This is a genomic window from Parageobacillus sp. G301 (assembly GCF_030268025.1).
Classification (GTDB): Bacteria; Bacillota; Bacilli; order Bacillales; family Anoxybacillaceae; genus Parageobacillus_B; species Parageobacillus_B toebii.
This window is the reverse complement of the sequence record NZ_BSDB01000001.1, coordinates 695169-716194: the sequence shown is the minus strand read 5'-3', so window position 1 is coordinate 716194 and position 21026 is coordinate 695169. Positions and strand designations below refer to the sequence as shown.

Here is a 21026-nt window from a genome sequence, read left to right as displayed (position 1 = left end):
TTTTCTTTTTCTTTATTAGCCAAAAAATGCCTACCACTCCCTTAATGAATCGTTTTCCATATATGTGAATAAGTATTAGGTAAGTGCTCATTTTTTAAATGAAAGGAATGGCGAGCGTGAGGTTTAGCATCCAAAACGAAATCAACCGAATTGTGAATAAATTGAAAAATGAGCAATCTCCGGATGGATCATGGCGTTACCCTTTTGAAACCGGCATTTCAACAGATGCTTATATGATCATCTTATTACGTACGTTGGAAATAAATGATGAAGACTTAATCAAAGCGTTAGTGGAAAGAATCGAAAGCAAGCAGCAAAGTAACGGAGCATGGAAACTCTTCTATGATGAAGGTGAAGGAAATTTAACGGCAACGGTTGAAGCATATTATGCGCTTCTTTATTCGGGATATCGCAAGAAAAGCGATAAAAACATGCAAGTTGCAAAACGGAAGATTTTGGAAATGGGTGGGATAGAACGTGTGCATATGTTTGCGAAATTTATGCTTTCTTTAACAGGGCAATATCCATGGCCAAAATTTTTTCCTATCCCTGTTGAAATCATTCTTTTGCCGCTTTCGTTTCCTATCAACTTTTGGGATTTCTCCGTCTATGGAAGGGCAAATCTTACACCGATTCTCATTCTGGCTGACAACAAATATCGTACCAAAACGAGAAGAAGTCCAGATCTTTCCGATTTATTTGTTTCAAGATGTAAAGACGATGATTATTGGAGATGGCTGCAAACAGATCGGCCTTTTTTTTCTTATATAAAGCAGGGACTCAAAAGTTTCATTGGTTTATCGCAATATATTCACTCTGCGGCCATTCATCATGCCAAACAATATATGTTAAACCGTATAGAACCAGACGGAACATTATATAGTTATTTTAGTTCTACTTTCCTTATGATTTTTGCTTTATTATCGCTTGGATATCCAAAAAACCATCCCATCATTATAAAAGCGGTTGACGGATTAAAGTCTTTTGCTTGCCGAATTAATGGCTACCCTCACATGCAATATACCACTGCAACCGTTTGGAACACTTCCTTAGTGAGCTATGCTTTACAAGAAACGGGAGTCCCCTCTACAGATCCCGTCATTGAAAAAGCAAACCGCTTTCTCCTTTTACGGCAGCATGATCGATATGGCGATTGGGCAGTTCGCAATCCGTACAGCTTGCCGGGAGGATGGGGATTTTCCAACATGAATACAATCAATCCCGATGTCGATGACACAACCGCTTCTTTAAGAGCGATTCATAAATTTGCTATAAAAGAACCTTTATTCCGTCAGGCATGGGATAGAGGGCTAAATTGGCTGCTTTCTATGCAAAATGATGATGGAGGTTACGCGGCATTTGAAAAGAATGTCAATAAGCGCATTTTACGCCATATTCCGATTCAAGGGGCTGAGTTTATACTGACAGATCCATCTGCCGCAGATTTAACAGGAAGAACTTTGGAGTTTTTTGGTAAATTTACTAATTTGTCTAAACACCATCCAACTATTCAACGCGGAGTAAAGTGGCTAGTAAATCATCAGGAGAAAAACGGGTCTTGGTACGGCAGATGGGGTATTTGCTATATATATGGAACGTGGGCTGCCGTTACGGGAATGATTTCGGTGGGAGTCACCCCGAAACATCCGGCCATTCAAAAAGCGGTGAAATGGCTGTTAAAAATCCAAAACAACGATGGTGGATGGGGAGAATCGTGTAAAAGTGATATCGAGAAAACGTATGTTCCGTTAGGAGTAAGTACGTTAATACATACATCTTGGGCATTGGATGCACTCATTGCTATCTTTGATGAACCGATACCGGAAATTCAAGCTGGAATCCAATTTATTCTCCGATCTGCTGAAAGGAAAGACTGGACAACTTCTTATCCAACAGGGCAAGGAATGGCAGGAGGGTTTTATATTCATTATCACAGTTACCAGTACGTATTTCCTTTACTAACATTAAGTCATTATCAAAAGAAATTTGAAAATTTCTATGTGTGAATTTATATCCATACCCATTCTTCTCTTTTCTTTTCGCTGCATTGCGAAATGATGATTCGAAAGAAAAGCGAAATGGATCATAAACACGTGCATTTCGCTTTTTGTTGTTGAATGTTAATTGATATCAATGAAACATATCGCTGCCAATCCTTTTTTATTATTTTTAAGATGATGGTATGATTGATTTAATGGGATTGGTAAAGACAGCGAGGAAGGGGAAAGTGGGATGAAGCAGTTAAGTATTCTATCAAAAATTCAAAACCATATGGAGCGATTTTCACCAGCGGAAAAAAAGATTGCCACGTATATTATGGAACATGCGGAGCTTGTGCCAAATATGACGACGAAGGAACTGTCGAAAAATGCAGGATCTAGTGAGGCGAGTGTCGTTCGCTTTTGCAAAACGATCGGCATTGGCAGCTTTACCGCCTTAAAATTGGCGCTTGTCCGTGAATTGACGATTGTCGATATGAACATTAACGATTTTTCGATTATTGAAAAACAAGATGCTCCGTATGATTTATTTAATAAAGTGACCTATGTCAACAAAGCGGCGATCGAAGCGACAACAACGACGATTGATAAACGGGAATTGGAAAAAGCAGCGGAAGTGATTGCCAATGCGAAAAAAATTTTATTTTACGGAGTCGGAGGATCAGCTTCTTCGGCGATGGATGCATGCTATAAATTTACAAAGCTAGGCTATGTGTCGATGATGTCTCCTGATTTTCATACGATGCTTCCGCTTGCGGCAAACTTAGAGAAACATGATGTATTTGTCGCGGTTTCCACATCGGGAAGAACAAAGGATGTGTTGGAAATTGCCCGGTTTGCGAAAAAACAAGGCGCCACGGTGATTGCAATTACAAAACTCGATCCATCTTCGCCATTGTATAAGGAAGCAGATATCAAACTATGTCTTCCAGATGTCGAGCAAGATCATCGGATCGGAAGCATGGCATCGCGAATGACGCAGCTGAATATCATTGATGCGCTTTATTTAATTACGTTCCATCAAGTGGGAAGCCGTGTGCTGGAAAAATTTCATGAAACGAGAGAAGAAGTAGTTCGGTTGCGGAGATAAGTATTTATGGAAGCGAGCAGTCAATGCTTGCTTTTCTCTTTTTATGGAACTTTTTTTGAAAATGGAAGAATAAAATTGATATTTTATTTCATATATATATAATTAAAATAAGAAATAAAATTTCAAATCTATAAGAAGGTGACAAGATTGCTAGAACGTTTAACAACCGAACAACGAAACAACAAAACGCAGAACTTAGATGAAATGACGACGAAAGAAATTTTACAGGTGATGAACGAAGAAGACCAAACAGTGGCCATTGCTGTTTCGAAAGAATTAGAACACATCGAAAGGCTTGTGCAAAAAGTGATTGCGTCTTTCCGGCAAGGCGGTCGGCTCATTTATATAGGGGCTGGTACAAGCGGTCGTCTCGGAATTTTAGATGCGGTGGAGTGTCCGCCGACATTTGGGACGGAAAAGGAGATGGTGCAAGGATTAATTGCGGGCGGTTTGGAAGCGTTTACAAACGCGGTGGAAGGAGCGGAAGATAACGAAGAACTTGCAGTAAAAGATTTACAGTCAATTGGGCTGACGGCAAAAGATACGGTCATTGGCATTGCGGCGAGCGGGCGAACACCGTATGTGATCAGCGGGCTCCGATACGCAAAGCAAATCGGTGCCACAACTGGGAGCATTGCTTGCAATAAGGGAGCGGAAATTAGCAAATACGCTGATGTCAGCGTTGAAGTGGAAACAGGCCCGGAAATCTTAACAGGTTCCACGCGCTTAAAAGCAGGAACAGCACAAAAGATGGTATTAAATATGATTTCCACCGCTTCCATGATTGGAATCGGAAAAGTATATAAAAACTTAATGGTCGATGTGCAGGCGACAAACTTTAAACTAAAAGAACGAGCTAAACGAATTATTATGGAGGCAACCGATGTAGATGATAAGACGGCGGCGCGTTATTACGAAGCGGCGCGGGGACATGTGAAAACGGCGATTGTCATGATTTTATTGCAATGCAGCTATGAAGAAGCGGCAGAGCGTCTGCAAAAAGCGAATGGATTTGTTCGCCAGGCGCTTCAATAAAATATGTGAATAAGGGGAGAGGTTGAAATGAAAAGGGAACAACAAATGGCCGTTGAAATATTGGAACGGCTCGGAGGGAAAGAAAACATTGCACGTATTGCTCATTGTATGACGAGGGTGAGAGTGTCATTGCGCGCTCATCAAAAAGCCGATATCGCAGGTCTTAAAAATATTGAAGGTGTCATGGGCGTTATTGAAGATGAAACATTGCAAATCGTTGTCGGCCCTGGAGTCGTTAACAAGGTAGCTGCTGCGCTTTGCGAATTAACAGGGCTACAACTTGGGGAAGTGATCGAAGATACTGCAACACAGAAAAAAGCCGAGATTCAACAACGCAACCAAACGCCATTTAAACGATTGCTGCGCAAAATCGGCAGCATTTTTATCCCGCTTATTCCAGGTCTTGTCGCATCGGGAATCATTAACGGAATCGCTAACTTTGCGAAAAACGCCGGGGTCGATCCAACAGAAACATGGCTGCAGCTATTATTGCTCATTGGCGGCGGCATTTTCGCTTCGCTCGGCGTTTTAGTCGGATACAATACGGCAAAAGAGTTTGGCGGTACACCTGTGTTAGGAGCGATTGCTGGAATTTTAGTATTTAACCCAGCGCTTGCCGATATTAAACTGTTCGGGGAAGCGTTGACGCCGGGACGGGGCGGATTGTTTGCGGTGATGTTGGCCGCATGGCTCATGGCGGTCATGGAAAAGCGTGTCCGCAAATTCGTTCCGAATGCGATTGATATTATTGTGACGCCGCTTTTAACCGTGTTAATGGTATGTTTATTTACGCTCATCGCCGTTCAGCCGATTGCCGGATGGTTATCTTTAGGTATTACAAGTGGAATCAAAGCAGTGTTGGATATTGGCGGTGCGGTTGCTGGCGCCATTTTGGCAGGTACGTTTTTACCGCTTGTGATGGTTGGATTGCATCACGGTCTGACACCAATTCATATGGAGTTTATTAATAAAATCGGTTCAACTCCAATTCTTCCGATTTTAGCGATGGCAGGGGCAGGCCAAGTAGGAGCGGCGATTGCGATTTTCGTCAAAACGAAAAACAAACGGCTTCGCAACATTATTAAAGGGGCGTTGCCAGTTGGATTTTTAGGAATTGGAGAGCCGTTGTTGTATGGGGTAACGCTGCCGTTAGGAAGACCATTTTTAACCGCGTGTCTCGGCGCGGCAGTCGGCGGTGCGTTTCAGGCAGTTGTGAAAACAGCCGCGCTCGGAATTGGCGTATCTGGTTTATCGCTCATTCCGTTAATCGCTGACAATAAATATATTCTTTATTTCTTGGGATTGGTCATTTCGTACACGTTTGGTTTCCTTTTTACGTATTTCTTTGGCTTTAAAGAAGAAATGGCGGAAAACATTTAATTCTAGGTGGTTTCGATGTTCTATCTATCTTTCTACTTATCAGAACAAACGGATCAAATCGAAAAAAGATTTGCACAGGCAAATTTGTTCGGATGTCGGGAACTATTTACATCGCTTCATATTCCAGAAGACGATCTTACCTTTTATCGCAAGCGATTACAGGAGATCGGGCAGTTAGCGAGAAAATACGAAGTCGGGATCATCGCTGACGTTACCCCGGCTTCTTTATCCAAAATTGGGGTGAATGGAGACAATCTTGATTTGCTTTTTGATGGGGGAATTATTGGACTGCGGCTTGATGATGGATTTTCTATGAAAGAAGCAGCAACGTTTTCTCACCGGATGAAGGTTGTTTTCAATGCGAGCACGATGACGGAAGAAGAATGCGACGATCTTGCTTTTTGTGACGTGAACTGGAATCAAATTGAAGCGTGGCATAATTTTTATCCACGTCCAGAAACAGGATTATCAAAAGAATTAGTCATTCAAAAAAACAAGATTTTACGCCGAAAAGGAATTCGAACGATTGCCGCGTTTATTCCGGGAAATAAAGAAAAACGAGGTCCGCTCCATCAAGGGCTTCCTACGCTAGAGGCTCATCGGTATATGGATCCGCTTTGCGCGTACGTGGAATTAGTGCAGGATTGTGAGGTAGATAAAGTATTTGTGGGCGATGGCGGGATGACAGATGATGTGCTTGCGCGAATGAAGGAGTTTCGGGATGGGGTTATTCCGCTGCGCTATCGGCCGCTTGTGCAACAACATGAACTGCTTTCCATGGTGGAAACAGTTCAAACGAATCGGCGTGACGTGGCAAGGGATGTCATTCGATCACTGGAATCCCGCTTATCTTTCTCATGGCCAAAGCATTTATTAGCACCAGCATGTACGATAGAGAGACAAAAGGGAAGTGTTACGATTGATAATATTAGATATGGAAGATATGCCGGCGAACTGCAAATCACATTAACCGATTTGCCAGCAGATGAGAAAGTCAATGTGATTGGACGAATTTTCGAAGACGATCTTCCTCTTCTTGCGTATGTCAAAGGAGGACAACAGTTTCGCCTTGTGCGGATCACATAAAGCCTATGGCCACCGAATTCGGTGGCGTTTTATTTATCTGTTTATGATAAAATTACATAATAGTAAAAAGTTTACAGTTAACGTTAAACAATGGATGCGAAAGAAAGGAACGTTTGATGCACCAACGATCAGAGTAAGCGTTACGCTTTTTTTAATTCCATATAAAAAGCGGTTAAAAATTTTCTTACATTAATGCGGCATTTAGTTGTTTTTTCTCCTGCTTCGAGCTCTTTCATACGTTTTCGGACTTCTTCAAAATCAAAAAGACGGGGAGCGAAGTGTTCGAACGTGGGATTGGTATAGTCCGTGAGCCCGAGAGAAGATAAATGGGTAAATGCTTGTAACACCATACGGCGAATGCGTTGTTCCATGGCACGCACTTCTTTTTGAATGGTGGATTCATGATGATGGTGTGTTTGTCGCACAAGCTCGGTGTATAATTCTTTTAAAGACGGCAATTCGTGAATCGTCTGTCCCAATTTCTCTTTTTCTGCTAAGTGGCGCATGATCAGTAATAAATCTGCCGCTCCTGCTTCTCCAGCAATGCCTAATAGAAGAAGAAGATGTTGCACTTGGTGTTCCAGTTGCGTTTGTTCCTTTTGATGTAAAGGGGAAGCGGTTGTTGCAGTTTGATCTAATGCTTTCAGCAGCTGGCGAATTGAATCAAGGGAATGGGAGATAGAGATATGTTCCGCTACTCGCCTCAATACTGCCACCACTTCGTAACGATTAATTGGCTTTTGAATGTATGTATCGACGCCGTGAAGGTATGCCTGTCCAATCATTTCTTTATTTTCCACCTGGGAAATCATCACAAATTGCCCTTTAAACCCTTCTTCTCTTAATTTTTTCATCGTTTGAATCCCATCGCGACCGGGCATCAATAAGTCAATGAGCACCACATCGACCGAATACAATTGGTCTGCAGTAACGTTTAAGCCGTCTTCTGCTTCTCCAACAACCTCGCCGAGCTGGTTTTCTGTAATAATTTTTTCAAGCATTTTTCGTACGACGGCGTCGTCCTCAATAAGAAAAAAACGAAGCGGCATGAATTACATTTCCTCCTTTCGCAGCAACTGGCTGGTAGGAATGGTTAGCCGAAACGTTGTTTGTCCTGGATTGCTGCTTACAAGTTGTATATGTCCATGAAGACTTTGTACGATATCCCGCGCGTGGGTAAGGCCGATTCCTGTCGACGGATTTCCTTGTTGATCGTATTTTGTGGTAAAGCCGGGTTGAAAAATCCAGTCGGCATCTTCCTTGGCAATGCCTATCCCAGAGTCTGTCACCTCTACAATGAGATTGCTTTGTTGCAATTCTACTTGCAGATGAATCGAACCGGATGTCGGAATGGCTTCCACGGCGTTCGCCACTAAGTTGTTTAGTACAGAGAGTAAGGCATAGACATGGTCGGTCGACAAATCGACATGGCACGTTTGGGCAAATTGAATCTTTTTTCCTAATAGCTCGGCGTATTTTTCATTAGCGCGTACCACCATTCCACAAAGTTCATTGATAGGAAGCCTCCGCCGCAACGGTTGTTGCCCGATTAATTTCGATAAGCCTGCAAAAATACGCTGTACATCTTTTTTGACTTCATGAATATGTTCGGCGATATAAAGCGCGGCATGTGGCTTCACTTTTTCTCCTTCCATCAAATGCGAATATAGCTCATAACTTTTTCGTGTAATCTCTTCTAAGTATGTCATCGATTTTTGCAAGTAAAATGTTTCCTCATACAGCCCCGTATTAATCATCATTAGACGTTCCAACTCTTGTTGTCGCGCTTCCCCTAAGGTGCGAAGATGTTTCATTACGAAAATATTATATAATCCGATGACGCAGAAACTTCGTAAAATAGCGAATAACAACATTACCATCATCACTTGGTATGTCACGATGAACGACTCACCAAGGAGATAACGAAAGAGCAATTCGCATGAATTAGACGAAAAATCAAGAACTGCGCCGAGCAGGCCAGCGCGGATGGGAAATTCCAGCAAGCGGCGGAAGCGAGTGATTTGTACGATCAAGGCAAAATTAATATAGTAACACGCGGCTGGAGCATGCGTAAAAAAACTATCTAATAACGCAGCTTGCCCAGTCAGCATGTCAAGGGCGATACGGAATACGACGACAAAACACCCCGCGCAAATTCCGATAAAAAGCGGGGAAATCATCTCAAATGAAATAAGTCCGAAAAAAAAGATAGCACTCCCTAATGAGAAGCGGAACGGGCTATTAAACGGATTAATTTTCATTTCCCCAAAAAAAGCGGTAGCCAATATTAGAATGGTCACGATCAACAGGCGTTCACGCATCGTTTTTCCTTTTTTCACACACCTTTTCACCACCCTAGTTTCTATTATATAACAGATGGGGTGGAAATAGTTTCATATTTTTCAAGAAAAGAATCATTATATGAGTCTAACGTTGTCGATATTCGAGCCTTCTAGAAACAAGAGATAACGAATAATTGACAACAAAATACATAAGCGCAACAAGAATAAAAATCGGTATCACATAATTGACATTTCTTCCGTTAATAATTTGTGCGTGGTTCATCAATTCTGGGAGGGAGATCACGATCGCTAGCGATGTATCTTTCAGCAATGAAATAAATTGGCTGACAATCGGCGGCACCATTCGGCGCAATGCTTGTGGCAAGATAATATACCATAATGTTTGTATATAGGTTAGTCCGGACGAACGCGCCGCTTCGATTTGGCCTTTGTCAATCGAGTTTAATCCGCTGCGAACGATTTCCGAAAGCATCGCCGATTCAAAGACAACTAGGGCGACAATAGCGGCATAAAATTTATCCAGTTTTAATCCCACTTCCGGCAGCGCGAAATACGTAAAGAAAATGATCAAGAGCAGCGGGAGGTTACGAATCGTTTCCACCATAACGGCAAAAATTTGTGAAATGCCAGGGATTTTTGTATAGCGTATTACACCAATGATAATTCCAAAGATAAAACTAAAAATAATGGATATAAACGCAACTTCCAACGTGACCAAAAATCCTTGCAGTAAAAAGGAGAGATGTGCTGGAGCGTATGCGCCGATAAAGTCCATATGTCCTTACCTCCTCGATTACCGACTTTTTGCCAAACGTTGTTCCAAATATCCAACACCTAAACTTAACGGTATAGTTAGCACAAGGTAAAACAACGCGACGAAGATATAAACATCAAATGTAACAAACGTTTCGGATGAAATTAAATCACCGAAATACATTAGGTCAAGCCCGGCGATGACCCCTAAAACGGACGAGTTTTTCACAAGGTTAATAAATTGGTTGCCAAGCGGCGGAATAACAATTTTGATCGCTTGCGGCAAGATGATATAGCGCATGGTTTGCAAGTATGTCAATCCAGAGGAACGCGCCGCTTCCATTTGGCCTTTTGGAACAGCAAGGATTCCAGATCGGATTACTTCCGCAATAAATGCAGCGGTATATACCATAAGGCCTAATGTTCCTGCTGTAAAGGAATCAAAACGTATACCGATAGCGGGAAAGCCGACAAAGAATACAAAGACGATTAAAATAAGCGGAATGTTGCGAATAAATTCTACATAGACAGTTCCGATCCAGTTTAGCGGGCGAATTGGCGCGATGCGGAAGATCGCGATAATGATGCCAATGACCAAGCTGCCGATAAGAGCTAGAACGCTTGCTTTTAACGTGTTGGCAAACCCTTGCAAATACATATCCCAATGTTCTAGCAAAATCGAATATCTTAACATGATGATTCCACCTCTTTCTTAACCTAAGATGAAACAGATGAGCGAAACAGGCTTCGCTCATCTGTTCTTTCATGATTTATTGTTGCGGTTTTTTCCCAATCCATTTTTCATAAATTTTGTCGTATTCGCCGTTTTCTTTAATTTCTTTTAAGTATTCGTTAATGACTTGCAAAAATTCTTTGTCTCCTTTGCGGACGGCGATGCCGTATGGTTCTTCGGTAAACGTTTCGTCAAGAACGCGGTAGTTTGGATCTTGTTTTGCCATTCCCCAAAGCAAAGCATTGTCCGTTGTGAGCGCATCGCCTTGTCCAGCTTTTAGCGCTGTAAACGCTTCAGCATAGTTTTCAAATTCTAATACATTGACTTCTGGCGCTACTTTGCGGATGTTTTGCGCAGATGTAGAACCTTTTGCTGTTAACACGGTCATTCCTTTTTTCAAATCTTTTACGCTGTTAATTTTGCTGTCTTTTTTGACAAGTAACGATTGTCCGGCCATGAAATACACATCGGAGAAATCAACCTCTTTTTTCCGCTCTTCCGTAATGGTCATCGTCGCGATAATCGCGTCGATTTCTCCGTTATTGAGCATTGGGATGCGTGTTTTGGATGTCACTTCTTTTAGTTCGATTTTATTTTCATCACCAAGAATTTTTTTCGCTAATCCTTTGGCAATGTCAATATCAAACCCTTCTACTTTTCCGGTTTCTGGATTTTTTAAACCGAACAAGTTCAAGTCATACTTTACTCCAACAACGAGTTTGCCGCGTTTTTTAATTTTTTCTAACGTGTTCGTTCCGCCCGACGTTTCCGTCGATTTTGCCCCATCCCCTTTGTTGGATGTTGACGATTCGCTGCTGCATCCGGCTAAAGCAGTGATGCTTAATAGTGCGATAAGCGCAAGCGTGATCCACATTTTCCAAACTGTTTTTCCTTTCATGAAAAAACCCCCTTTGTTTGATTTAAAACATTTTTTGCTTATTAATGGTTGAGAATGCGGCTCAGAAATACTTTCGCCCGCTCTTCTTTTGGATTGGCGAAAAATTCCTCTGGTGGCGCTTCTTCCAAAATACGGCCTTGGTCCATAAAGACGATGCGGTCCGCGACTTCACGGGCAAATCCCATTTCGTGTGTCACAACGACCATCGTCATTCCTTCTTTTGCCAATTGTTTCATGACATCAAGCACTTCCCCAATGGTTTCTGGATCGAGCGCCGATGTCGGTTCGTCAAATAGCATAATTTTCGGCTTCATCGCCAGTCCTCTGGCGATAGCAACGCGCTGCTGCTGCCCGCCGGATAGCTCGGACGGATAGGCGTTCGCTTTGTCCGGAATTCCTACTTTCTCTAAATAGTACATCGCGGTTTCTTTCGCTTCTTTTTCCGGAATGCGAAGCACTTTCATCGGTGCTAACGTAATGTTTTGCAATACAGTCATGTGTGGGTATAAATTGAAATGCTGGAACACCATACCGATATTGCGCCGCAATTGGTTAATGTCGATGTTTTTGTCATTGACTTTGACGTTATCCACGATTAATTCGCCGCTTGAAATCGTTTCCAAACGATTGATGCAACGAACTAACGTGCTTTTCCCAGAACCGGATGGACCAATAATGACGACAACTTCCCCTTGATGAATGGTTAAATTGATATCTTTTAGTACGTGGAAATCGCCGTAATATTTGTTCACTTGATGAAAATAAATCAATGAACCCCCTCCTTCCCGAATAATATGAATAGTTTGTTTTTTTTAAGATTTATTGTAAACATTATCTACTGAAATCTACTGAAATCGACGATAATTTTTTCATACAGATATAATGTAATATTAGGAGGTAAGTGGATGGAAAGATATATTTTAGTGAATAGTATTAATTATTTTTTTAAACGAATATAGAACTAACCAATCTCTTAACCAAGAAGCTACTTTAGAAGGGTTTATAATTAGGAAAGAAGGCGAAGTATATTTAGTTGAAGATCCAGATTTTGTTCAGGAAGACGCGAACAAATTAACAATACAGGAATTAAGAAGAAAATATAATATGGAGTAAATTATTAATTAAGGGGGTGGTACTTTAAGGGGAATAGAAAATGGACAAAAAGTAAAAGTTTGGTATTCAGAGATTTTAGAATCGTATCTAGGTAAAGTCGAAGTTTTAAAGATTGAACCTATGTAATTTATGTGTTTGTCATGAATTAAAAGGAAAATCGGCCATTGCCAGCGAAGATATGGAAGAGAAAGACTACTTCCTTGGGCGGGTAGTCTTTCTCTATTTTCTGTTAAGGGAGAGATAGCATCAAGCTCCAAACGCGGCTCATTATCATTTTTTATTTCAGAACATACCCGGAACAAATTTTGTAATAAAAAGATAGGAGGAGGGGAAGTGGATATTTTTCTTCTTATTTTACTCCATGTGATACTGCCATTATTTTTTCTTGTCGGCCTTGGGGCGCTTTTGCATCGCATTTTCCATTTTGACATGAATACCTTGTCCAAATTAAATGTCTATGTGCTACTACCGGCTGTTGGGTTTACAAATATTTATGAAAGCAACATGAACGGCGATATTCTGTTGGGCGTACTCGCGTTTTTACTGCTGCAAAATGGAGTGCTAATCGCCATTAGCAAAGTCATGGCAAAATTCATGAAGCTGGACCGTAGTTTAGCGGCAACGTTTCAAAATACAATCGTTCTTAATAATTCCGGTAATTTCGGCATTCCAGTAAGCCAACTTGTGTTTCACCAGCAGCCGTTAGGGCTGTCGATTCAAATTGTCGTGACGATTTTCCAAAATTTCCTTACGAATACATACGGTGTGTTTAATTTTATATCTGCTAGTGAAAAGAAGGGGAAAATGACGGCAGAATTTTTGAAAAACCCGATTATATACGCACTGTTGCTTGGATTGCTTTTTCGGTCGGTGCATATTCCGGTTCCATCGTTTATTTGGAATCCTCTTCAAAATGTCGCCAATGCATTTTTGGCCATTGCTTTACTGACGCTGGGAGCGCAAGTGGCTTATATTAATCTGAGACAGCTGCCGCCGTTGTTGTATCTTAGCGTTTTCAGCCGTCTGCTTCTTTCACCGGCGGTTGCCGCTGTTATTATTTTTGCGCTGCATCTTGAGGGAGTGACCGCTCAAGCTTTATTCATCGCAAGTTCGTATCCTTGTTCGAGAAACACCGCGCTTTATGCGCTCGAATACGGCCACCATCCGGATTATGCCGCCCAAGCGGTATTTGTGTCAACGCTGCTTAGTTCGGTGACGGTGACGATGATCGTGTATCTTTCCAAGATTTTATTCTAAAAATCAAAAGGCGCGAATGATTGTTTCGCGCCTTTTGATATACTATCGAATTTGTTGAAAGAGCTTGATCGCATGTTTTGGAACCCAAAACTGGTCCGCGCTGTAAACGACAAGTCCTTCTAATTCATACGTTTTGTTTCCAACGGTCATGATGTTTTTGTTTACAGGGAGTTTCGCCGTCGTATTTCCTTTCTTTACGATGAGGGCAGGATTTTGTGCGTCCGTTTGGTCAATCGTAACGGTTGCCCCTATTGCTTCGAATTCTTTTTTGGCGTTGACAAATAACCGTTTATTTAAATCTTTCAAGTCAAAGCCCATCGCTTTTGCCATGATGCGGGCTAAATCCGTATTTTCAAAGGTGCCAATTGGACGATTCGGACCGTAAGCATAGAGAAATACATCTTCCCCTGTATGTCCGCCTGTTGTAAATCCGAGATTAGCACGCGCGGCAAGCAATTCCGAGAATGTTTTGCGAAGATTCGTCGATTCGCTTAATCTTTTCTTCTCTTCGGCTGTTAATGAATCTAATCCGTATAAACGAGCAACTTCTTCTAGGTTTGATTTGTCTGCCTTTAATTGACTCATTGCTCCGTCTAATGTCATTTTCGCTTTTTTCAGCGGGTCGATATATGCGGAAACAGGGGTTTCAGGATATGATTGATCGGTGTTGCGGTTTCCGATTGTAATACCGCTGTTGCCATGGTCTGTCACAGCAATTACAAGCGTGTCGTTGCGTTTTTTCGCAAAGGAAAGCGCTTCTTTGACCGCTTTGTCAAACGCTAACACTTCGCTGATGATGCCGACAGGATCGTTCGCATGCGCGGCCCAGTCGACTTGGCTTCCTTCGACAAAAAGGAAAAATCCATCTTTATCTTTTGACAGAGTATCGATTGCTTTTTTCGTCATTTCCGCTAATGTCGGTTCATTTGGTCTTATATATGGACGGTTCATATCTTGCGCAAGCGCGTCATCCGCAAACACGCCCCAAATTTTGTTCGATTTTGAACGAAGCAGCTCTTCGCGCGTTTCTACGATGTCATATCCTTTTTTCTTAATAACTTCTAGCATGTTTTCGTTGTCTTTTCGGTTGTTTGTTTTGTTTCCAGGGAGCAATGCATCCTTTCCTCCGCCTAAGACAACTTCTATATTTTGGTGCACTTGTTGTTCAGCGATGTCTGGAAACAAGTTTCGGTGTGGAACATGTGCGGAGAAACCAGCTGGCGTCGCATGTTGAATGGCGGATGTTGCGATAATTCCCGTTGCTTTTCCCACTAGTTCGGCTCCTTCGAGTACATTGGCTGCCGGCTTAAGCGCTTGTTCTTTCGGAATCGGCTGTAATCCAGGTGAATTGACGACACTTGGGAGGATCCCGATATACTTATCATTTGATTTGAATCCGGTAGCCATTGCTGTTGCGGCCGGAGCTGAATCGGTAATTGCCGATTCCGCTGAGTACGTACGGACAGCGCCGCTTGCCATTTCGTCTAAAGCGAGCGGTTCCCCTTTGTACCATCTTGCTAATGTCGTAGCTCCGGCGCTTGTCCCATCCATCACCATCATAATGACATTTTTAATCGGTTTTTGTTTTTTCTCTTGTTTTGCTTCCTCGCGCGCAGCGAAAGCAAAAGAGCCAGCTGTGAGGGATCCGATTAACGCAAAACTGATAATTTTCTGGCCAATATTTTTCAATTTTGCTTCCTCCTTACAATAATTATTAATTATGTGCTTATTATGATCATAAAATTGATTTGTTAATATATTTTTTAAATAATATAAATATTTTGTTAAATATGTTTACTTTTTCTTTTAAAATATAGTTGTAAAACGTTTTCAATTTGTTTTATAATTCTACTAAACCGGTTTATGAAAGCGTTTCTAAATACTAAATCGATTTAGTAATGAAAGGGGGATCCCCTTGAAGAAAGTAACGATGGCCGACGTTGCGAAGTTAGCCAATGTTTCGAAAAGCACCGTATCGCAATATTTAAATAAACGTTATGAATATATGAGCGAAGAAACGAGAAAACGAATTGCTCGAGCAATTGAAGAGCTAGGATATCAACCGAATATTATTGCTCGCAGCTTAAAACAGAAAACAACAATGACAATAGGAGTCATTGTCTTCAATATTTTGCACATGCTTACGACGCAGGTGCTGCATGCCATTGAGGAAGCATGTCAAGAGCGCGGCTTTCATGTCATTGTCTGCAATTCCGATGACAATCCGGAAAAAGAGAAAAAATATATTGAGATGTTGCGCGCGAAACAAGTCGATGGCTTGATCGTTTTCCCAACAGGAAAAAATGCCGATATATATCAAAAAATGGTCAAAGAGCGATTTCCGCTCGTGTTTGTGGACCGGATGGTTCCGGGGATTGAAGCGGATGCGATCTTGCTTGATAATAAAAAAGCTGCCGCTTTAGCGGTCGAATATTTTGCCGACCGTGGCTACCAACGCATCGGAGTCGTTGCTCCTCCGCTTGTTTCCCATGTCATTCCAAGGGTGGAGCGCATTGAAGGATTCCGGCAAGCGTTAATGGAAAAAGGGCTTCCAGTTGTTGATGATTATTTTATCACAATGAAAATCACATCTATTCAGAATGGATTAGCGAAATTATTTGCTTCTAGTCGTCCTCCGGAAGCGTTGTTTGCGATTAATGACTTAACGTTGATGGAAGTTTTATATTTTATTAAAGATAATCATATTAAAGTTCCTGATGAACTGGCCATCATTAGCATCGACGATGTTCCGTTTGCCCATGTCTATACACCGACGCTGACGACAATCGCACAACCGACGTTTGCGATGGGAAAAAAAGCGGCAGAGCGCTTGTTTCTGCAAATCACAAAAGAAAAAAAGCATCAACCGCAAATTTTTCGCTTTCCGCCTACGTTTATCGAACGAGGATCGGTAAAAGAAAAAACGTAATAGGAAAGAGGGAATAAACATGAAAGAAGGACAACGAATTGTGATTGGCGTCGATATCGGAACGACGAGCACAAAAGCGGTAGCGTTTGGAGAACAGGGACGAGTGCTTGCCTCCCATGCGATTGATTATCCGATTGTACAGCCCCATCCAGGCTGGGCGGAACAAGATCCAGAGGCGATTTTCTCGGCTGTTGTCCAAACTGTAAACGCTGTCATATCCAGATTGAATATTGCTTCTAATCAGGTGAAAGCGATCGGATTTAGCGCGGCGATGCATTCTCTAATGGCGCTTGATGCCTCAGGATGCCCGCTTACCCGCTGCATCATCTGGGCGGATAATCGCAGTGTTGAACAGGCAGATCGTCTTTTGAATGAAATGAATGGATTGGATATTTATAAGCGGACAGGAACGCCGATTCATCCGATGTCCCCGCTTCCGAAATTGCTTTGGCTAAAAGAAGAACAGCCGGATTTATTTCATCAAGCACATAAATTTGTGTCCATGAAAGAATATGTGTTGTACCGATTATACGGTCAATACGTTGTCGACTATTCGATCGCTTCAGCAACGGGGCTGTTTCGTTTAGATACGCTTGACTGGGATGCGGATGTTCTCGAGTTTCTCGGTATCACAAGAGCGCAGTTGTCAAGCTTAGTACCAACGACACACATATTGCGAGGGATGAAAAAAGAATGGGCGCAGCAAATGGGCTTGGATCCGGACGTACCTGTCGTTGTCGGGGCTAGTGACGGGGTGCTGGCCAACGTTGGTGTCGGGGCGATTTTACCGGGGGAAGCGGCGATTACGATCGGAACGAGCGGTGCGGTGCGTACGATTTCTTCTGTTCAGAAAACAGATGAAAAAGGGAGAACGTTTTGTTACGCGCTGACACCAAACCATTGGGTCGTCGGTGGACCGACGAATAATGGCGGTATTTTGCTAAGATGGCTCCGTGATGAATTTGGCGGCCAGGAACGTGAAGTGGCGAAAAAGCTCGGCATTGATCCGTACGATTTGCTTACAAAATATGCGGAACGGGTTCCGGCAGGTTCGGAAGGGCTTTTGTTTCTGCCGTTTTTATCCGGTGAACGGGCGCCGTACTGGAATGCGAACGCAAGAGGGACATTTTTCGGCATCAGTCTTCATCACAAGCGGGAACATTTTATTCGCGCGGTGATGGAAGGAGTGTGCATGAGCGTCTTTTCTGTTGCCTTGGCGATTCGTGATGTTACGGGACCGCTGTCAGAAATTCGTGTATCAGGCGGTTTTGCGAAATCACCGTTCTGGCGGCAAATGCTTGCGGATATGATGGGGAAAGAGCTGCTTGTCCCAGAAACGCACGAAGCTTCCGCATTAGGAGCCGCAGCGCTTGCTTTGTATGCGCTTGGCGACATTCCATCACTAGATACGGTGAAAACTTGGATTCAAATTACATCACGCCATGTGCCAAATCAAGAAAATACTCTTATTTATTCAGAACTGTTTGATATGTATATGCGGTTATACGATCGATTAAAAGATGAATTTGATGTTATTGCATCGTTTCAACGGAAGGATTCATAGCTATGTATCATTACTAAATCGGTTTAGTTCACATCAAGAACAACAGAGGGGGAACAAACATGGGAATTGCTATTGTCATTGCAGCCATTGTTGTATTGCTGCTATTGATTACGGTTGCGAAAATGCATCCGTTTGTCGCCTTAATTTTAACGTCCGTTGGTGTCGGGCTTGCGATGGGCATGCCGCTGATCGCGCCATCACCGGAAACGCCGGGAATTATTGATTCGATTAAAACCGGTCTTGGAAATACGCTTGGCTTTTTAGCGATTGTTTTGGCGCTCGGGACGATGCTTGGAAAAATGATGGCAGAGTCCGGAGGTGCGGAACGAATCGCGAAAACGTTGATTGATCGTTTTGGGAAAAAACGCGTCCATTGGGCAATGATGGTCGTCGCGTTTTTAGTAGGTATCCCTGTATTTTTCCAAGTAGGGTTCGTACTGTTAATTCCGCTTGTATTTACGATTGCAATGGAGACGGGGATTTCGCTCGTGACGATTGGAATTCCGCTTGTTGCTGGATTGTCGGTTGTACATGGGCTTGTGCCGCCTCATCCAGCTGCGATGGCCGCAGTCGGTATATTTAAAGCAGATGTTGGAATGACGATTCTTTACTCGATTATTGTCGGGCTGCCGACAGCGATTATCGCCGGCCCGCTCTTTGGAAAATGGATTGGGTCGCGCATGCATAAAAAAGTGCCGGCAGAAATTGCCGAACAGCTTGTACAGCATAAAGAAACGAAAGATTTGCCTGGCTTCGGAAACACATTATTCACCATCTTGCTTCCGGTTATTTTGATGTTAATCGCTTCTGTTGCCAATGTAACGTTGGATCAAACGTCACAAGCGTCTAAAGTGTTGCGCTTTATCGGGGATCCGATTGTTGCATTGTTAATCGCAACGATTTATTCATTCTTCAGCCTTGGGTATGCGCGCGGATTTAATCGCGATAAAGTGTTAAAATTTGCGAACGACTGCCTTGGTCCAGTTGCGAATATTTTACTAGTTATCGGCGCTGGGGGAGCGTTCAATAAAGTGCTCCTTGACTCAGGCATTGGCGAGCAAATCGCCGATTTAGCGAAGCATTCCCATTTGTCTCCGCTCCTATTAGGATGGGGGATTGCCGCGCTTATCCGGATCGCGACAGGTTCTGCGACGGTATCGATGATGACTGCAGCTGGCATTGTCGCCCCAATTGCCGCTAGCATGCCTGGTACGAACACAGAATTGCTCGTATTAGCGACGGGAGCTGGATCTCTCATTCTATCACATGTCAATGACTCTGGCTTCTGGATGATTAAAGAGTATTTCGGAATGACTGTCAAAGAAACGTTGATGACATGGACCGTGATGGAAACGATTATTTCTGTAGTGGCATTTATCTTCATTCTATTGTTAAATGTAATTGTTTAACATATTTACCGAGAAGTCTCCCACCTCTTAACAGAGTGTAGGTGGGAGATGAATCGGTTGTTTTTCTTCCAAAAACAGAACATATGTGCTATACTATTCTTATCCATGATTTGGTGAAAGGAGGATCCACCATGCTTCGTGGGCAAAAAGTGGCCTTCCGGGCATCGAAGGCGAACCTCGAGCGGCTTCGGGCCTGCAACCGGGAGTCGGCTCGTGTCTGGAATGAGTGCCTCCGATTGGCCAAAGAGCATTTCCTTCCACACGGCCGCTGGATCTCGAAAAGCGAGCTGCAAAAACAAACGAAAGGGCGATTCCATCTTCACAGCCAATCGATTCAGGCCGTCTGCCACAAATACCTCTTCGCTAGACAATCTGCTCACCACGCGATCCAACAAGGACATCCTGCCCGCTACCCCTACAAGAAAAAGAAGTACTTCCCAACGAAATGGGCGAAAGACGGTTTCAAGGTTTACGAAAACGGAAAAATCGAACTGTCGATGGGCATTCATCACGGAAAACGGGAAAAGCCAATTGTCGTGTATGCGTCTCATCTGCCCAAGGGAACGATCAAAGAAATCGAATGCTGCTGGGATCAAGGTCTTTATTTGGCCGTGACGTATGAAGATGGACAAAAGGAAAAAGCGTATAAACCGGGGAAGGAAGTTGGAGTCGATCTTGGGGAAGTACACACCATCAGCGCGTTTTGCGAAAACGGGCAAGCCCTCCTCATCACGGGAAGAAAAATACGCTCCCTTCACCGGCTGCGGAATAAAAAACTGGCAGAAATCCAGCGGCATCAATCGAAGTGTCAAAAAGGATCACGCCGATGGAAAAAGTACGAACGGGCGAAACAATACGTGCTATCGAAATCCGAAAGACAACTGCGGGATGCGCTCCATAAAACGACCAAACAATTTGTCGACTGGTGTCTGAAGCAGTCCGCCTCCGATGTGTATATCGGAAACGTCGAAGGAGTGCAGCGGAACACGAGAAAGAAAAAACGGGCAAGCCGCAAACAAGCGCAAAAACTCTCGAATTGGTCATTCGGGAAAGTGAAGCAGTATCTCACTTATAAGCTGGCCCAACATGGCGTTCGCTTGCATGAAATCGAGGAGTCATATACGAGTCAGACATGTCCTGTCTGCCAAAAGAGAAAAAAAGTATCTTCCCGACTGTTTGTGTGCCGGTGTGGGTATGAGGAACATCGTGATGTTCACGGCGCAAGAAATATCTTAAGCAAGGCGCTGCATGGTACCTTTGTTCATTGGGACGTACAAACGAAGCTGACGTATCTACGGATTGCGTAAGCAAGAAGTAGTAGAAGGGTTGGACCGCCCCACCGGACGAAAAGCCGGTGTTGCTTACCAAATCGCCTAGGAAGACTTCCGATGCGTGCATCGAGCCAAAGAAGCCAACCTTCTTCGGCGCCGAAGCTTCTTCGGGCGAGTGGTAAGAAACTCCCACCTCTTAACGGAG

The 21026-nt window shown here is 43.1% G+C and carries 17 protein-coding genes; 10 read left to right on the top strand and 7 right to left on the bottom strand.

All coding sequences use genetic code 11. From position 1 onward, the window contains the following. Window positions 1-107 precede the first annotated feature (107 nt). The 5 genes from shc to QSJ37_RS03715 all read left to right on the top strand — a co-directional run bounded on the left by shc (window position 108) and on the right by QSJ37_RS03715 (window position 6591). Window positions 108-2006 carry a squalene--hopene cyclase gene (shc, locus tag QSJ37_RS03735; RefSeq protein ID WP_285754748.1) on the top strand — a complete coding sequence of 633 codons (1899 nt, stop codon included), beginning with the start codon at window positions 108-110 and terminating at the stop codon, window positions 2004-2006. Between the two features lie 226 nt (window positions 2007-2232). Then, complete coding sequence (locus QSJ37_RS03730) at window positions 2233-3090, top strand: MurR/RpiR family transcriptional regulator (protein ID WP_285753817.1); 858 nt, start codon at window positions 2233-2235, stop codon at window positions 3088-3090. Between the two features lie 147 nt (window positions 3091-3237). Then, the gene (gene murQ, locus QSJ37_RS03725) at window positions 3238-4125 is read left to right on the top strand and encodes an N-acetylmuramic acid 6-phosphate etherase (RefSeq protein WP_285753815.1); all 888 of its coding nucleotides are present in this window, start codon (window positions 3238-3240) and stop codon (window positions 4123-4125) included. Window positions 4126-4152: 27 nt separating this feature from the next. Beyond that, complete coding sequence (locus tag QSJ37_RS03720) at window positions 4153-5505, top strand: PTS transporter subunit EIIC (RefSeq protein ID WP_285753813.1); 1353 nt, start codon at window positions 4153-4155, stop codon at window positions 5503-5505. 15 nt (window positions 5506-5520) lie between these two features. Then, on the top strand, window positions 5521-6591 hold the full coding sequence (locus tag QSJ37_RS03715; protein WP_285753811.1) for a DUF871 domain-containing protein: 1071 nt from the start codon (window positions 5521-5523) through the stop codon (window positions 6589-6591). Between the two features lie 140 nt (window positions 6592-6731). On the opposite strand, the gene QSJ37_RS03710 is transcribed toward QSJ37_RS03715, so the two are convergent. The 6 genes from QSJ37_RS03710 to QSJ37_RS03685 form a co-directional block, all read right to left on the bottom strand. Next, window positions 6732-7640: a response regulator gene (locus tag QSJ37_RS03710; RefSeq protein ID WP_015863744.1), complete on the bottom strand. Its 909-nt coding sequence runs from the start codon at window positions 7638-7640 to the stop codon at window positions 6732-6734. A 3-nt stretch (window positions 7641-7643) separates the two neighbouring features. Beyond that, window positions 7644-8912 carry a sensor histidine kinase gene (locus QSJ37_RS03705; protein ID WP_285754747.1) on the bottom strand — a complete coding sequence of 423 codons (1269 nt, stop codon included), beginning with the start codon at window positions 8910-8912 and terminating at the stop codon, window positions 7644-7646. 106 nt (window positions 8913-9018) lie between these two features. Continuing rightward, a complete protein-coding gene (locus QSJ37_RS03700) occupies window positions 9019-9669 on the bottom strand; it encodes an amino acid ABC transporter permease (RefSeq protein WP_015863746.1) in 651 nt (216 codons plus the stop codon). Window positions 9670-9687: 18 nt separating this feature from the next. Beyond that, entirely contained in the window at window positions 9688-10341 is a 654-nt protein-coding gene (locus tag QSJ37_RS03695; RefSeq protein WP_015863747.1) for an amino acid ABC transporter permease, read from the bottom strand. Window positions 10342-10417: 76 nt separating this feature from the next. Next, window positions 10418-11278, bottom strand: a complete 861-nt coding sequence (locus QSJ37_RS03690) for a transporter substrate-binding domain-containing protein (RefSeq protein ID WP_285753806.1) — start codon at window positions 11276-11278, stop codon at window positions 10418-10420. Window positions 11279-11319: 41 nt separating this feature from the next. Next, window positions 11320-12048, bottom strand: coding sequence for an amino acid ABC transporter ATP-binding protein (locus QSJ37_RS03685; RefSeq protein WP_015863749.1), 729 nt, complete (start codon window positions 12046-12048; stop codon window positions 11320-11322). A gap of 676 nt (window positions 12049-12724) precedes the next feature. Between QSJ37_RS03685 and QSJ37_RS03680 the strand changes: the two genes are divergently transcribed. After that, complete coding sequence (locus QSJ37_RS03680; RefSeq protein ID WP_285753802.1) at window positions 12725-13648, top strand: AEC family transporter; 924 nt, start codon at window positions 12725-12727, stop codon at window positions 13646-13648. A 42-nt stretch (window positions 13649-13690) separates the two neighbouring features. Here the strand turns inward: QSJ37_RS03680 and QSJ37_RS03675 are convergent, their stop codons facing one another. Then, on the bottom strand, window positions 13691-15337 hold the full coding sequence (locus QSJ37_RS03675; protein WP_483313575.1) for an alkaline phosphatase: 1647 nt from the start codon (window positions 15335-15337) through the stop codon (window positions 13691-13693). A gap of 226 nt (window positions 15338-15563) precedes the next feature. On the opposite strand from QSJ37_RS03675, the gene QSJ37_RS03670 reads away from it, so the two are divergent. From QSJ37_RS03670 to QSJ37_RS03655, 4 genes are all read left to right on the top strand, one after another. Next, window positions 15564-16577, top strand: a complete 1014-nt coding sequence (locus QSJ37_RS03670) for a LacI family DNA-binding transcriptional regulator (RefSeq protein ID WP_285753800.1) — start codon at window positions 15564-15566, stop codon at window positions 16575-16577. Between the two features lie 19 nt (window positions 16578-16596). Further along, window positions 16597-18141 (top strand): gluconokinase, encoded by a 1545-nt coding sequence (gene gntK / locus QSJ37_RS03665; protein WP_285753798.1) that lies wholly within the window; start codon window positions 16597-16599, stop codon window positions 18139-18141. Window positions 18142-18200: 59 nt separating this feature from the next. Then, complete coding sequence (locus QSJ37_RS03660; RefSeq protein WP_285753796.1) at window positions 18201-19550, top strand: GntP family permease; 1350 nt, start codon at window positions 18201-18203, stop codon at window positions 19548-19550. A gap of 131 nt (window positions 19551-19681) precedes the next feature. Further along, complete coding sequence (locus tag QSJ37_RS03655) at window positions 19682-20857, top strand: RNA-guided endonuclease InsQ/TnpB family protein (protein WP_285753794.1); 1176 nt, start codon at window positions 19682-19684, stop codon at window positions 20855-20857. Window positions 20858-21026: the final 169 nt, after the last annotated feature.

What these genes read in the sequence shown, in the direction of transcription:
- shc (WP_285754748.1), top strand. Translation starts at nt 108, where the DNA reads ATGGCGAGCGTGAGGTTTAGCATCCAAAACGAAATCAACCGAATTGTG.
- QSJ37_RS03730 (WP_285753817.1), top strand. Translation starts at nt 2,233, where the DNA reads ATGAAGCAGTTAAGTATTCTATCAAAAATTCAAAACCATATGGAGCGA.
- QSJ37_RS03720 (WP_285753813.1), top strand. Translation starts at nt 4,153, where the DNA reads ATGAAAAGGGAACAACAAATGGCCGTTGAAATATTGGAACGGCTCGGA.
- QSJ37_RS03715 (WP_285753811.1), top strand. Translation starts at nt 5,521, where the DNA reads ATGTTCTATCTATCTTTCTACTTATCAGAACAAACGGATCAAATCGAA.
- QSJ37_RS03710 (WP_015863744.1), bottom strand. Translation starts at nt 7,640, where the DNA reads ATGCCGCTTCGTTTTTTTCTTATTGAGGACGACGCCGTCGTACGAAAA.
- QSJ37_RS03705 (WP_285754747.1), bottom strand. Translation starts at nt 8,912, where the DNA reads ATGCGTGAACGCCTGTTGATCGTGACCATTCTAATATTGGCTACCGCT.
- QSJ37_RS03700 (WP_015863746.1), bottom strand. Translation starts at nt 9,669, where the DNA reads ATGGACTTTATCGGCGCATACGCTCCAGCACATCTCTCCTTTTTACTG.
- QSJ37_RS03695 (WP_015863747.1), bottom strand. Translation starts at nt 10,341, where the DNA reads ATGTTAAGATATTCGATTTTGCTAGAACATTGGGATATGTATTTGCAA.
- QSJ37_RS03690 (WP_285753806.1), bottom strand. Translation starts at nt 11,278, where the DNA reads ATGAAAGGAAAAACAGTTTGGAAAATGTGGATCACGCTTGCGCTTATC.
- gntK (WP_285753798.1), top strand. Translation starts at nt 16,597, where the DNA reads ATGAAAGAAGGACAACGAATTGTGATTGGCGTCGATATCGGAACGACG.
- QSJ37_RS03660 (WP_285753796.1), top strand. Translation starts at nt 18,201, where the DNA reads ATGGGAATTGCTATTGTCATTGCAGCCATTGTTGTATTGCTGCTATTG.
- QSJ37_RS03655 (WP_285753794.1), top strand. Translation starts at nt 19,682, where the DNA reads ATGCTTCGTGGGCAAAAAGTGGCCTTCCGGGCATCGAAGGCGAACCTC.